Source organism: Agrobacterium sp. GW821-FHT14E08 (assembly GCF_058803865.1).
The window spans coordinates 752561-765771 of sequence record NZ_JBXAPJ010000003.1; the positions used below are offsets into that span (position 1 = coordinate 752561).

The window sequence follows — 13211 nt, forward strand, 5'->3', positions numbered from 1 at the left end:
CCGCCTTTTCAATGAAAATTGCGGGAAATGACCTTTATCCGCTCCACATCATCTTCATCATCGACTGTAGGCGGCGGGCGTTTCTTAATAGTGCGATGATCTTCCGGCGGCATGCCGTGGTGGAACTCATCGCCACGCCCATGCGGCAGGGGGAATGCGTGGTTGCGTTCGCCCACGCTTGCCAGAGCCTCTGACAGATCGGTCAGCCGGTGGGCGACCAGATGCACCACCTCGCCCTCCCGCTGGATCTTGCCGTAAATGCCGACCATGCCGGCGGACAGCACCACGCGCCGGTATTTTTCGAAGGTCTTGACCCACAGCACCGCATTGGCAATGCCCGTCTCGTCCTCCAGCGTCATGAATATCACGCCCTTGGCCGAGCCGGGGCGCTGGCGCACCAGCACCAGACCCGCCGTTTCCAGCCATGTGCCGTCACGCACACGCACCGCCTCCGCGCAGGTAACGATGCGGCGGCGGGAAAGATCGCGCCGCAGGAAGGTCATGGGATGTTCGCGCAGGGTGAGCCCCACATGACCGTAATCCTGCACCACCTCGCCGCCATCCGTCATGGGCCTGAGCGCGACGGCCGGTTCCTGAAGCTCGTCCACGACAGCATTTTCCCGGCTGGCGGCGGCGGCAAAAAGCGGCAGCGGCTCATCCCGCAAAGCCTTGATGGCCCAGAGCGCCTCGCGTCTGGCAAGCGAAAGCGACGGCAGAAAGGCATCCGCTTCCGCAAGGCAGACGAGGGCAGCGGCAGGAACGCCGGCCCTTCGCCAGAGATCATCCACCGAGGCAAATGCCCGGTCCTGCCGGCCGGCGACGATATCGGCAGCGTGTTTGTTGGAAAGTCCCTTCACCAGACGCATGCCGAGCCGCACGGCATAACGTTCTTTGCCATTGGTGTCCGTCTTGCCGGTCGGTTCCAGCGTGCAGTCGAAGCGGCTGTTATTAACGCAGACCGGGCGCACCTCCACACCATGATCGCGCGCATCGCGCACGATCTGGGCCGGGGCATAAAAGCCCATGGGTTGCGAATTGAGAAGCGCCGTGCAGAAAATATCGGGATGATGGCACTTCAGCCATGAGGAGGCATAGGCGATCAGCGCGAAGGATGCCGCGTGGCTTTCGGGAAAACCATAGCTGCCGAAACCTTCGAGCTGTTTGAAGATACGTTCGGCGAATTCTTTTTCATAACCGCGCTCCACCATGCCCGTGACGAGCTTTTCCCTGAATTTGGAAATGGTGCCGACATTCTTGAAAGTCGCCATGGCGCGGCGCAGCTGGTCAGCCTCATCTGCGGTGAAGCCGGCGCAATCCATGGCGATCCGCATCGCCTGCTCCTGAAACAGCGGAACACCCATCGTCTTTCCCAAGACGCTTTCAAGTTCTTTTTTCGGAAAATGAACCGGCTCCTTTCCCTGTCGGCGGCGTAGATAGGGATGCACCATATCCCCCTGAATGGGGCCGGGGCGAACGATGGCGACCTGAATGACGAGGTCGTAAAACTCCTTCGGCCTCAGGCGCGGCAGCATCGACATCTGCGCCCGGCTTTCAATCTGGAACGTGCCGAGCGTATCGGCCTTCTGGATCATGGCATAGGTGGGTTTGTCATCCGGCGGCATGGCGGCGAGATCGTATTTCTCTCCCGTGCGTGCCTCCAGCATGTCGAAGCCGCGCTTCATGCAGGAGAGCATGCCAAGCGCCAGGCAATCCATCTTCATGAACTTCACGACATCGATATCATCCTTGTCCCATTCGATGATCTGGCGGTCGTCCATGGCGGCGGGTTCGATCGGCACCAGTTCGTCCAGCCGGTCATGGGTCAGAACAAAGCCGCCCGGATGCTGGCTGTGATGGCGCGGTGTGCCCACAAGCTGGTTGGCCAGTTCGAAGGCAAGCTTCAGGCGGCGATCCTCCATATTGAGGTTCAGCTCCTTCACCTGCTTTTCGCCCACCCCCTCGCTCCAGCGCCAGACCTGCGAGGACAAAAGCTTCGTCAGATCTTCCGGCAGGCCCAGAACCTTGCCGACATCGCGCAGCGCCCCACGCCCGCGATAACGGGTAACAACGGAGCAGAGCGCTGCCTTGTCACGGCCGTAAGTGTCATAGACCCACTGGATGACCTCCTCGCGCCGCTGATGTTCAAAATCCACGTCGATATCCGGCGGCTCGCCCCGGTTTTCGGAAACGAAACGTTCGAAGACGAGATTGCTGAAGAGGGCAGGATCGATGGCGGTGATGCCGAGCACAAAACAGATAACCGAATTGGCGGCCGAACCACGTCCCTGGCATAGAATATCTTTTGAGCGCGCATAACGGACAATGGCATTCACGGTCAGGAAATAGGAGGCATATTGCAGCCTGCCGACAACCGCCAGCTCATGATGCAACGCCTTTTCCACCTTCTCCGGCAAACCATGCGGATACCGCCCCGGCACCGCCTCCCAGACCAGTTTTTCCAACGCCTGCTGCGCTGTCAGCCCCGGCAGGGTGCGCTCCTCTGGATATTGATAGACCAGTTCTTTCAGCGAAAAGGTGCAGCGTTTCGCAATTTCAAGACTGCGGGCCAGCGCCTCGGGGTAGCGGGCAAACAGCCGGTGCATTTCCTGCGGCGGCTTCATATAGCGGTCGGCATGGCGTTCGCGCCGAAAACCCGCCTCGTCGATGGTGCAATTGTGCCTGATGCAGGTGACGACATCCTGCAGCATGCGCCGCTCGGGCACATGAAACAGCACGTCATTGGTCACCACGGTCGGCACACCAGCCGCTTCCGCCATAGTCGACAGTTCGAAAAGCCGCATCTGGTCGTTGGGGCGTCTTCGGAGGCTGAGCGCCATATAGGCCCTGTCGGCAAAGGCAGCTTTGAGACGTCGCAGCCGCAGTGCGCAAAGATCATCCGCGAGGTCAGCGAGCAGCACCACGATCAGGCCTTCGCCATAGGCGACGAGGTCATCCCATGTCAGCCGGCATTTGCCCTTGCCACCCCTTTTCTTGCCGACGGAAAGCAGCCGGCACAGCCGTCCGTAGGCCGGGCGATCCATGGGATAGGCAAGCACGGAGATATCATCATCCAGATCAAGCCGGCAGCCGATGACGAGGCGGATGCCATGATTATTGGCGGCTTCATAAGCGCGGGGAATGCCCGCAAGGCTGTTGCGATCCACGATGCCCAGCGTCTGGATGCCGAGATTTTTCGCCTGTTCGAACAGCTCCTCACAGGAGCTTGCGCCGCGCAGGAAGGAGAAATGCGTGGTCACCTGCAGTTCGGCATAAAGCGGCGTATTCATGCGAAAACCCCGTGGATGAACCAGCCCTGCGAGCCCGTTTCCGCATGTTCGCCGTCACCGGAGCGGAAAATCCAGAAGCGCTCGCCGCCTTCGTTTTCCACCATGAAATAATCGCGTACGGCGGCCTTTTCCCGGTCGCGTTTCCACCATTCGCCGAACACCCGCTCCGGCCCGTCGGCGCGCCGCACATTATGGCGCACGCCTTTCCAGAGGAAATAACGCGGCGGATGGTCGGGCAGCAGCGCCAGCGTTTCGATGGGTTCCGGTCTTGAAAAAAGCCTGACCGGACGCGGCCAGTGGCCGGGCCAGCCGAGCGTATCCTCAGGCGCAAGCGCCGCAACGGGGGCAAGGGAGCGTTCCGGCACATCGCTTGCCACCGCCGCATAACGATAGACCCGGTGGCCGCGATTGAGGATGACATCGACCGTATCGGCGATGTCCGCACGGCCTTCCTCCAGAAGCGAGGAACGGGCCTGCGCGGCAACAAGCGGTTCGGCATGGGTGGCGGTCAGCACCATCATCTCGATGCCGAAACCGGGATCGATGGTGTCGATACGGTCGGTCAGAAGCCGGACAAGCTGTTTGACATCGCGCACCGGTCTGGAGGTGCCGGCCCGCACCGCCTGCAGGCCGCTATCCACCCGGTGCAGTACCAGATCGACACGGCGGGCGCCAAGGCCACGCTTTTCCAGCGCGACACAAAGCTCCGCAACCAGCTTCTGCGTATAACGGGCAATCGTTTCCGCCGCTGCAATGGGTTCGGGAAAGGCGCGCCGCACCTCCACCAGCTCGGCCACGCGCACCGGTTCAATGGGTTCGCCGATCTCTCCGGAAGCCTGGGAAAGACGGCGCACGAGTTCGGGGCCGAAACGCAGGGTCAGCGGCGCACGCGGGGCATCGGCCAGCTCGCCGATGCTGCGGAAACCGAGCACCTTCAGCCCGGAAACAATACGCTCTTCCAGCCTGAGCGCGGCCAATGGCAAAACGCTGATTGCCACCCGCTGCCCGCCCGGTGGCACGATGCTGATTTCCTCACGGCCGAAACGCGCCAGCGCATGGGCCGCCCCCCAGCTATCGGCAATGGCGGCGCGGGCGGCAAAGCCTGCGGCATGCAGGCGGTTGACCATGCCGCTCAGCATCAGCGCCTCATTGCCGTGCAGATGGTCCGCCCCCGCCGTGTCCAGCACCAGCCCGTCCGGCGGGTCGGCGGCGACAATGGGGGCATAGATGCGCAGGAAATGAAAGGCCAGCTGCTGAAGCGCGCGGGCATCACCAATCGTATCCATATCTTCCACGATAAGGCCCGGCACCAGCGCCTGCGCTTTGCTGACCGGCGTGCTGGGCCGGATGCCCGCCGCCTTTGCCGCCTTGTCGAGCGCCAGCACCAGCCGGCGGCTGCCCTGGCGGCCGATCATGACCAGCGGCTTTTCAACCGGCGGCGCGTCCTTGCCCGAAAGACGCCGGAAACGATCCGTCGACCATGTCGGCAGGTAGAGCGAGACGACCCTTTGCATCACAGGCTTCCACTTCAAATTCGGCACTTTCGCCGCCGCGACATCGCAAAAGTTCCAGAAACCAGCGCGGTCTGCCCACCCCCGGCACCGGCAAGGGGGATGAGGGCCGGACGGAGATGCGCCAGCGGGTCACCGCCGCCGTCGGCTCGCCGAACAGCGCCGCATCGGCGGCGCGACGGAAACGGCGGATGGCGATGCCGGTCACACCGGAGGTTTCCGCTGCCAGTTGCAGCCGCCGTGAGGCGTTCATCGGCAGTTTCGCCACCTCACCCATCACCGCGCCGAAGCCGTTGCAGCGAAGGCCTTCCTCGAAACAGTCGAGCACGCCTTTTTCATCGCGGCATTCAACGATGATGACCCGGTTCTGCGACAGGCCCGCCTGCGTCAGCCCCGGCATGAACAGATCCCGGCGGGTGACACACCATAAAACCTTGCCGGAAAGCCTTGCTGCCACACCGGCCGCAAAAAGGGCGGCCGCCGCGCCATCGGCAGCGCCATTGCCGCTGCCGCTCACCTCATGCAGGCAACCGAGCTTCAGCCCGGCTCCCGGCAGATGATGGTCGATGGCATCCACGCCGAAAGGCAAGGACTCGTGCAGGCGATGAGGCCCGTTACCGATCCTTTCCAGCCTTTCACGCAGCTCTTCGACGACGAGCAACTGTTCCGCGCGCTTTTGCATGGCATGACAGGTTTCAATTCCGGATTTTCAATTCTATTGTTCCTGTTTTGTTCTTATTTCAGCAAAGAGTCAAGCAATGCAGTGCCACTCTTCAACAGTTTGCGTGGGAGGAGCGGGATTATGGCCTTGCGGCCATGCGTGCCGCCGCTAAAACGGAATTGTCCGGACGGCCGTCTGTTTTCGCATGAAGGCGACCGAGGCAGGACCTCAAGGTTTTTGGAGGAAAGCCGCCCATGATCGCCAGCATTCTGATTGCCGTGGTTGCGGCCATCCACATCTACATCGTCATTCTGGAAATGCTGCTTTGGGAAAAGCCCGCTGGCCGCAAAGCCTTCGGCCTTTCTGCGGATTTTGCCCGGCAGACGAAAGTGCTGGCCGCCAATCAGGGTCTTTATAACGGGTTTCTGGCGGCGGGGCTGATCTATGGGCTGATGCAGGGCGATGAAGGGCTGAGTTTCAAGGTGTTCTTTCTCGCCTGCGTTCTGGTGGCCGGTATTTTCGGCGCCATGACAGCCAATATGAAGATCCTGTTCATTCAGGCGTTGCCGGCATTGTTCGCGCTCGGCTTCCTCTGGATCGGAGTATGAACCGATGAGCGCATGGAACGACACGTCCGCAAGAGACGCTCTCAACCGCATATTCATGGCCGCCGTCGCGAGCGCCGATCCCGCAAAGGTGCTGCAACACCATCTTCCTTCCCCGCCCAAGGGCAGATGTGTGGTGGTGGGCGCCGGCAAAGCTTCGGCCGCCATGGCCGCCGCGCTTGAAGCGGCATGGCCGCATGTCGATCTCTCCGGTGTAGTGGTGACGCGTTACGGCCATGCCGCCCCGACCACACGCATCGAGATCATTGAGGCCTCGCACCCCGTGCCCGACGATAAAAGCGCGGAAGCGGCAAAACGCATTCTTGCCGCCGTTGAGGGGCTGACGGCGGACGACATGGTGATCGCGCTGATTTCCGGCGGCGGTTCGGCGCTGATGGTGGCACCTGCCGAAGGCATGACGCTTGCCGACAAGATGGCCGTCAATCGTGCCCTTTTGGCCAGCGGTGCGACGATTTCCGAAATGAACGCGGTGCGCAAACATCTCTCCCGCATCAAGGGCGGACGGCTGGCGCTGGCCGCCAGGCCGGCCAAGGTTGTTTCGCTGCTGATTTCGGATGTGCCGGGTGACGACCCGTCCGAAATCGCCTCCGGCCCGACGGTTGCAGATCCGAGCGATATTGAAACCGTGCGGGAAATCGTCTCCCGTTATGCGCTCGATCTTCCCGAAACGGTGCGCAGGGTGCTGGAAAAGGGGGAGGAAACACCGAAAGCGGGCGATATTGAGGAGGATATCCGGCTGATCGCAGCCCCCTCGCTCGCCCTGCAGGCGGCCGCGGATGAGGCCTTAAAGCTCGGGCTTACGCCGCTCATCCTCGGGGATTCGCTGGAAGGCGAGTCAAAAGATGTCGGCGCTGTCATGGCCGGTATCGCTCTTTCCGCCAGCCGCAAGGGCCTGCCGGTCAAGGGCCCGGCTGTACTGCTTTCCGGCGGCGAAACCACAGTGACGATCGGCAAGGGCCCGGCCGGCAAGGGTGGTCGCAATACGGAATTCCTGCTGAGCCTTGCGCTGACGCTGAAGGGCGCAGACGGCATATGGGCCATTGCCGGCGATAGCGACGGCATAGACGGCGTGGAGGATGCGGCGGGTGCGATGGTGACGCCGGATACGCTTGTCCGCATACGCAATGCCGGCGTCGATCCGCGCCAGTCACTTGTGAGCCATGATAGTTACACGGCTTTCAATGCAGCCGGAGACCTTGTCGTGACGGGGCCGACACTGACGAATGTAAACGATATCAGGGCGATCCTGATCGGGTGAGAGGTGGAAACCTCTCTTGTGGGGAGAGGGCGGTACGGCGACCTCAAGGCGCCTTGATCGCCTTCTGCGTCCGGTCCTTGCCGACCTCAATCACGTGGCGCATGGCTTTCACGGCGGCATCGGCATCCCGTGCCGCAATGGCGTGCACGATGCGCAGGTGATTGGAGGCAATCTCCGCGATGGTGCCGGGCGAGGCTGCGGGGGATGAAAGCTGGAAAGAAATGGCCAGTGCTGCTTCGATGAGCCCGCTTGCCGAACGCATGAAGGGGTTGCCGGACATATGTGCAACGGCAAGGTGAAATTCGAGATCGACCTTGGCGATGGTCTCCGGCGTATGTTTCGGATTGTCGAATTTGGCGGCGATCACGTAAAGGGAAACAATATCGTCATTCGAGGCCTGCAGGGCCGCAGCGGCGGCCGCGGCCGGTTCGAGCGCGAGGCGGATTTCCGCCAGATGCGTGACGAATTCCTCATCTATCCCGGCTTCGCAGCGCCAGCCCAGCACGTCGGGATCAAAGAAGTTCCAGCTCGAACGGTCGAGAACGCGGGTGCCGACCTTGGCCTTGGGTTCGACGAGCCGCTTGGCCGCCAGCGTCTTCATGGTTTCGCGCAGCACGGTGCGCGAAACGCCGAAACGCAGCGACAGTTCGGCATCATTGGGCAAGAGCGAACCTTCCGCTATTCTGCCTGAAACGATGGCGCTGCCGAGTTCGGAGACCACATGGGCGTGGCTGTTCCGGCGTTTTCGTCCGCTTATCGTTGTTTCGAGCAGCCCCAAGCAAGCCTCCGTTTGCAATTATGCCGGATGCGGTCCGGCCAGTCTCCTGTTTGAATACCAGATGATTGCGCGCTGCAACACGATGAAGACGAAAAGCAGCACGCCGATGACGATTTTCGTCCACCAGGAAGAAAGCGTTCCGTCAAAAACGATATAGGTCTGGATCAGCCCCTGGATCAGCAGGCCGATGAAGGTGCCCGCCACCAGCCCCGTGCCGCCCGTTAGCAACGTCCCGCCGATCACGACCGCGGCGATGGCGTCGAGTTCAACGCCGACCGTCGCCAGCGAATAGCCCGATGAGGTGTAGAGCGTATAGACGATGCCGGCGAGGCCGGAGAGGAAACCGGAAAGCGCATAGATGCCGATGGTGGTGGCCCCGATCGGTACGCCCATCAACTCGGCCGATTGCGGGTTGCCGCCCAGCGCATAGACATTGGCGCCGAAGCGGGTGCGGCTGGCGATCAGCATGCCGGCGGCAAAGACGAGAAGCATCAGCATGGCGAGCGCCGTCAGCCTGCCGCCGCCGGGAAAGCGGTAATAGAAGCCCTGTATCGCATCGATGAAGGGATGCGAGATCGGCACGGACTGGGTGGAGATGAGGTAAGCCGCGCCGCGTGCCAGAAACATGCCCGCCAGCGTTACCACGAAGGGCGGGATGGCGAGGAAGCGGATCATCGCCCCCATCAGGCAGCCGAACAATGTTGAGACAACCAGCACGATGGCGAAGGCGAGCAGCGGATGGATATTATAGGTGCCGACCATCACGGCGACGAAGACGCTGGTAAAGGCGATGACCGAACCGATGGAGAGATCGATGCCGCCCGACAGGATGACGAAGGTCATGCCGACAGCCGCAATGCCGAGAAAGGCATTGTCGGTCAAGAGATTGCCGATCACCCGTGTCGATAGGATCGCTGGATATTGCAGCACGCAGAGGAGATAGGCGATCACGAAGATCGTCAGCGTGGTGAGGAAGGGCAGGTTGCGGCTGTGGATCATCGCGCGGTTCCTTCCTTGGTCATGCCATTGGAGGCGGCCGGTTTAGCGTGTGGCTTGGGCGCTTTCACGAAGCCCAGCACCGTCATGATCGCCGGCGATTGCAGCGTCAGCACCACCATGATGATGCCGGCCTTGATGATGAGGTTGAATTCCGGCGGAAAGCCCGAAACAAGAATGCCGGTATTGATGGTCTGGATGATGAGCGCGCCGATCAGCGAGGCGGTGATGGAGAAGCGCCCGCCATTCAGCGAGGTTCCGCCGATGACCACCGCAAGGATCGCGTCCAGCTCCAGCCACAGCCCGGCATTGTTGGCATCCGCGCCGCGAATATCGGCGGTCACGATCATGCCGGCGATGGCCGCGCAGAGGCCGGAAACCGCATAGACGAAAAACAGCAGAAAGCGGGCCCGGACGCCGGCAAGCGCTGCGGCGCGGCGATTGATGCCGGTGGCCTCGATCAGGAAACCGAGCGCGCTCTTGCGCACCAGAAGGCCGATCAGCAGTGCGGCCGCCACCCAGATGATGACGGGCAGCGGAATGCCTGCGAGCGAGCCGGAGCCGATGGCGGAAAAGCTGTCATTGTTGAAGGTGAGAATGACACCCTCGGTGATGAGCTGGGCGATGCCGCGCCCTGCCACCATCAGGATCAGCGTGGCGATGATCGGCTGTATGTCGAGAAGGGCGACCAGCACACCGTTCCAGAGGCCGCAGGCAATGCCCACCGCAAGCGAAATGACGATGACCGAGGGAATGGAGTGGCCATTGCTGATGAGCGTGGCCGCGACCGCGCCGCAGATGGCGATGACGGCGCCGATGGAAAGGTCGATGCCCTTGGTGGCGATGACCAGCGTCATGCCGATGGTCAAAAGCGCAACCGGTGCGGCGCGCACGAGAATATCCACCAGACTGCCATAGAGCCTGCCGTTCTGGAACGAGACATGCAGGAAACCCGGCGAAACGATTGTAATCGCTGCCAGAATGACGAACAGCGCGATAAGCTGCGGAGCGAGCCTTTTCAGGCGGCGTGTCACTGCTGCCATCATGCCGCCTCCGTTTTTGCCGCATCGGCAATCGCCCGCATGATGTTGTCGGCGGTCACGTCGCCGCCCTTCAACTCGCTGACATGGCGACGGTCGGACAGCACGACGACACGATGGGCGACGGCGGTAAGCTCTTCCAGTTCGGAGGAGATGACAACGAGCGACATGCCTTCGCTGCAGAGTTTTTCGATCATTTTCAGGATTTCCGCATGCGCGCCGATATCGATGCCGCGTGTCGGCTCGTCGAGGATCAGCAGCCGGGGGTGGGTGGCGAGCCAGCGCGCCAGAATGGCCTTCTGCTGGTTGCCGCCGGACAGGAATTTGATCGGCCGGTCGGGGTCGGCCGGGCGGATATCGAGTGACTTGATGAAGCTTTCGGCAAGCTCCGCCTTCTGCCGGCGCGAGAGTGGCCGTGCCCAGCCCTGCCGGGCCTGAAGCGCCAGCGCGATATTATCGGTGACGGAAAAGTCGCCGATGATGCCGTCGGTCTTGCGCTCTTCCGGACAGAAACCGAACCCGGCCGAGATGGCGGCTTCAGGAGACGAAATCGCCGCCGTCTTTCCGTCGATTGTCGCCGTGCCGGTATCGGGACGGTCGATGCCGAAAAGCAGGAAGGCGGTTTCGGTTCGGCCGGAGCCAAGGAGACCGGCGACGCCGACGATTTCACCGGGCCGGATGCCGAGATCGAAGGGCGCGATGCTGCCGCGTTTGCCGTAACCTTCGAACCGGATCGGCGGCTCGCCCTCGGCAACCGTATCTTCGGTCGCCTGATGTTCATGGGTGATGTGCTGAAGCTCGCGGCCGAGCATCATCGAGATCAGTTCGGAACGGGGCAGGCTGCCGATATCGCGGGTGCCGACGAGGCGGCCGTTGCGCAGCACCGTCACCCGGTCGGCTATGTCATAGACCTGATTGAGGAAGTGGGTGATGATGACGATGCCGATGCCGCGTGCGCGCAGGTTTCTCAAGACGCCGAACAGCATCTCGACCTCATGGGCATCAAGGCTGGCAGTCGGCTCGTCCAGCACCAGCACCTTGCCGGAAAGATCGACGGCGCGGGCAATGGCTATGATCTGGCGGATGGCCACGGAATAGCTGGAAAGAAGCGCGTTGACGTCGATGGAAAGCCCGTATTGGGCAAGCAGCGCCTGCGAATTCTTCTGCATCGTGCTGCGGTCAATCAGTCCGAAGCGGCGCGGCTGACGGCCGAGAAACAGGTTTTCGGCGACGGTGAGGTTTTCGAGAAGGTTCACTTCCTGATAGACAGTGCCGATGCCCAGTGCCTGCGCCTCGCCGACATTGGTGGGCGAAATCTCTGCGCCCTCCAAAAAGATCGAGCCGCTGTCGCGGTGGTAAACCCCGGTCAGGATCTTGATCAGCGTCGATTTGCCCGCGCCGTTTTCGCCGAGCAATGCGTGGATTTCACCGCGCCGGAGCGAGAAATCGACGCCATCAAGCGCCGTGATCCCGAGAAAGGATTTGCCGATGACGCGTGCTTCCAGAAGTGGTGCGGTTTCGGGCATTGAGCAGTTTCCGTATCGAAATGGGTCTCGCCTCAAGGGCGCGGAGTGATCGCTTATGGAGCGAGCGAATGCCGCTTGTTTCTTCTCCCCGCCGGGGAGAAGGTGGCCCGAAGGGTCGGATGAGGGGGCAACCTCGCGGTCTATCTCTACCCTTGCCCCCTCATCCCGCTGCCGCGACCTTCTCCCCGGCGGGGAGAAGAAACAAGCGGCATCCGCTCGCTCAATACGCGTTCATTCTGTGCCGGGGCGAGAGAGCTTTCGTCCTCGTTTAATTACCAAAAGAAACGGCGCAGCTTTTGCGCCGTTTCTCCGAAGAAATGGCTCAGTACCCCAGGCCCTTCTTCGCCTCGTAAACCTTCATCGGATCATCGGATGCCGTATAAAGCTTGGATTCCGTCTGAATCCACTTCGGCGGGGCCTTCTTGTCCTTCAGATAGGCTTCGAGCGCATCGAAGGCCGGGCCTGCCATGTCGGGTGTCAGTTCCACCGTCGCATTGGCCTCGCCATCCGCCATGGCCTTGAAAATGTCGGGCACGGCGTCGATGGAGACGATCTTGATGTCGGTTCCGGGCTTCAGGCCGGCTTCCTTGATCGCCTGGATCGCGCCGACGGCCATATCGTCATTATGGGCGTAGACGGCACAGATATCCTTGCCGCCGCCTTCGGCCTTGATGAAGCTTTCCATCACTTCCTTGCCCTTGGTGCGGGTGAAGTCACCCGTCTGCGAGCGCACGATCTTGATGTTGGCGTGGGAAGCGATGGCCTCTTCGAAGCCCTTCTTGCGGTTGATGGCGGGTGAGGAGCCGGTCGTGCCCTGTAGTTCCACCACCTTGCAGTCCTTGGAGCCGACATCCTTGACCAGCCAGTCGCCAGCCACCTTGCCCTCGTGCACCTGATCGGAGGTCACGGCGGTCAGGTAAAGATCATCCGGCGCTTCGATTTGGCGGTCGAGCAGGATGACGGGGATTTTTTCTTCCTTGGCTTCCTTCAGCACCGCATCCCAGCCGGTGGCGACGACGGGCGCAATCAGGATCGCATCGACACCCTGCGCGATGAAGCCGCGCACCGCCTTGATCTGGTTTTCCTGCTTCTGCTGAGCGTCGGCGAATTTCAGCGTGACGCCGCGCTTTTCGGCCTGCTGTTTGGTGACGGTGGTTTCAGCCGCGCGCCATCCGGATTCCGAGCCGATCTGCGAGAAGCCGACGGTAAGCGATTGTGCGGAAACACTGGATGCAAGGCATGCGGATACGGCGACAGTGAATGCCGCAAGAGCTTTTCTCATCTTATCCTCCCAGAGATGATGTCAGCGTGACGGCGACACTATGAGCATATAGTAATACTCTTGAAAAGTGATTTTTTAGCCATTTCGTAATTAGAGAAATGCCGATTTTATCGATATTTGTCATAAAATATGATGAATCAACGGCTTATGTGTCCATTTTTTACTGACTTCCGATGCCGAAATGCACCTGAAATGTACGGCCTCCCAGCTTGACAGCCCATGGTGACGTCAAATAGTAATATAAAT

The 13211-nt window shown here is 61.2% G+C and carries 10 protein-coding genes; 2 read left to right on the plus strand and 8 right to left on the minus strand.

The window, feature by feature from the left end; all coding sequences use genetic code 11:
- Positions 1 to 8: 8 nt before the first annotated feature.
- From AC1ROR_RS16115 to AC1ROR_RS16125, 3 genes are read right to left on the minus strand one after another with little or no spacing between them, the layout of a single operon-like run.
- A complete protein-coding gene (locus AC1ROR_RS16115; protein WP_498590013.1) occupies positions 9 to 3287 on the minus strand; it encodes an error-prone DNA polymerase in 3279 nt (1092 codons plus the stop codon).
- Positions 3284 to 4801 carry a Y-family DNA polymerase gene (locus AC1ROR_RS16120; protein ID WP_498590014.1) on the minus strand — a complete coding sequence of 506 codons (1518 nt, stop codon included), beginning with the start codon at positions 4799 to 4801 and terminating at the stop codon, positions 3284 to 3286. Before AC1ROR_RS16120 ends, AC1ROR_RS16115 begins: the two co-directional genes overlap by 4 nt.
- Positions 4716 to 5480 (minus strand): ImuA family protein, encoded by a 765-nt coding sequence (locus AC1ROR_RS16125; protein WP_498590015.1) that lies wholly within the window; start codon positions 5478 to 5480, stop codon positions 4716 to 4718. The genes AC1ROR_RS16120 and AC1ROR_RS16125 overlap by 86 nt, the downstream gene beginning before the upstream one ends.
- Before the next feature lie 233 nt (positions 5481 to 5713).
- Between AC1ROR_RS16125 and AC1ROR_RS16130 the strand changes: the two genes are divergently transcribed.
- Together AC1ROR_RS16130 and AC1ROR_RS16135 are read left to right on the plus strand one after the other, a co-directional pair.
- Positions 5714 to 6067: a DUF1304 domain-containing protein gene (locus AC1ROR_RS16130; RefSeq protein WP_020809459.1), complete on the plus strand. Its 354-nt coding sequence runs from the start codon at positions 5714 to 5716 to the stop codon at positions 6065 to 6067.
- A 4-nt stretch (positions 6068 to 6071) separates the two neighbouring features.
- Positions 6072 to 7343 (plus strand): glycerate kinase type-2 family protein, encoded by a 1272-nt coding sequence (locus AC1ROR_RS16135; protein ID WP_498590016.1) that lies wholly within the window; start codon positions 6072 to 6074, stop codon positions 7341 to 7343.
- A gap of 43 nt (positions 7344 to 7386) precedes the next feature.
- On the opposite strand, the gene AC1ROR_RS16140 is transcribed toward AC1ROR_RS16135, so the two are convergent.
- From AC1ROR_RS16140 to ytfQ, 5 genes are all read right to left on the minus strand, one after another.
- Positions 7387 to 8121: a FadR/GntR family transcriptional regulator gene (locus AC1ROR_RS16140; RefSeq protein ID WP_035220762.1), complete on the minus strand. Its 735-nt coding sequence runs from the start codon at positions 8119 to 8121 to the stop codon at positions 7387 to 7389.
- An 18-nt stretch (positions 8122 to 8139) separates the two neighbouring features.
- Positions 8140 to 9120, minus strand: coding sequence for a galactofuranose ABC transporter, permease protein YjfF (gene yjfF / locus AC1ROR_RS16145; protein ID WP_498590017.1), 981 nt, complete (start codon positions 9118 to 9120; stop codon positions 8140 to 8142).
- Positions 9117 to 10160: an ABC transporter permease gene (locus AC1ROR_RS16150; protein WP_498590018.1), complete on the minus strand. Its 1044-nt coding sequence runs from the start codon at positions 10158 to 10160 to the stop codon at positions 9117 to 9119. Before AC1ROR_RS16150 ends, yjfF begins: the two co-directional genes overlap by 4 nt.
- The gene (locus tag AC1ROR_RS16155; RefSeq protein ID WP_498590019.1) at positions 10160 to 11683 is read right to left on the minus strand and encodes a sugar ABC transporter ATP-binding protein; all 1524 of its coding nucleotides are present in this window, start codon (positions 11681 to 11683) and stop codon (positions 10160 to 10162) included. Before AC1ROR_RS16155 ends, AC1ROR_RS16150 begins: the two co-directional genes overlap by 1 nt.
- Before the next feature lie 322 nt (positions 11684 to 12005).
- Positions 12006 to 12965, minus strand: coding sequence for a galactofuranose ABC transporter, galactofuranose-binding protein YtfQ (gene ytfQ / locus AC1ROR_RS16160; protein WP_035220759.1), 960 nt, complete (start codon positions 12963 to 12965; stop codon positions 12006 to 12008).
- Between the last annotated feature and the right edge of the window lie 246 nt (positions 12966 to 13211).

Excerpts from the sequence above, each read along its gene's own strand:
- AC1ROR_RS16120 (WP_498590014.1), bottom strand. The coding sequence starts at position 4,801 with ATGCAAAGGGTCGTCTCGCTCTACCTGCCGACATGGTCGACGGATCGT.
- AC1ROR_RS16155 (WP_498590019.1), bottom strand. The coding sequence starts at position 11,683 with ATGCCCGAAACCGCACCACTTCTGGAAGCACGCGTCATCGGCAAATCC.
- AC1ROR_RS16130 (WP_020809459.1), top strand. The coding sequence starts at position 5,714 with ATGATCGCCAGCATTCTGATTGCCGTGGTTGCGGCCATCCACATCTAC.
- yjfF (WP_498590017.1), bottom strand. The coding sequence starts at position 9,120 with ATGATCCACAGCCGCAACCTGCCCTTCCTCACCACGCTGACGATCTTC.
- ytfQ (WP_035220759.1), bottom strand. The coding sequence starts at position 12,965 with ATGAGAAAAGCTCTTGCGGCATTCACTGTCGCCGTATCCGCATGCCTT.
- AC1ROR_RS16125 (WP_498590015.1), bottom strand. The coding sequence starts at position 5,480 with ATGCAAAAGCGCGCGGAACAGTTGCTCGTCGTCGAAGAGCTGCGTGAA.
- AC1ROR_RS16115 (WP_498590013.1), bottom strand. The coding sequence starts at position 3,287 with ATGAATACGCCGCTTTATGCCGAACTGCAGGTGACCACGCATTTCTCC.
- AC1ROR_RS16150 (WP_498590018.1), bottom strand. The coding sequence starts at position 10,160 with ATGGCAGCAGTGACACGCCGCCTGAAAAGGCTCGCTCCGCAGCTTATC.
- AC1ROR_RS16135 (WP_498590016.1), top strand. The coding sequence starts at position 6,072 with ATGAGCGCATGGAACGACACGTCCGCAAGAGACGCTCTCAACCGCATA.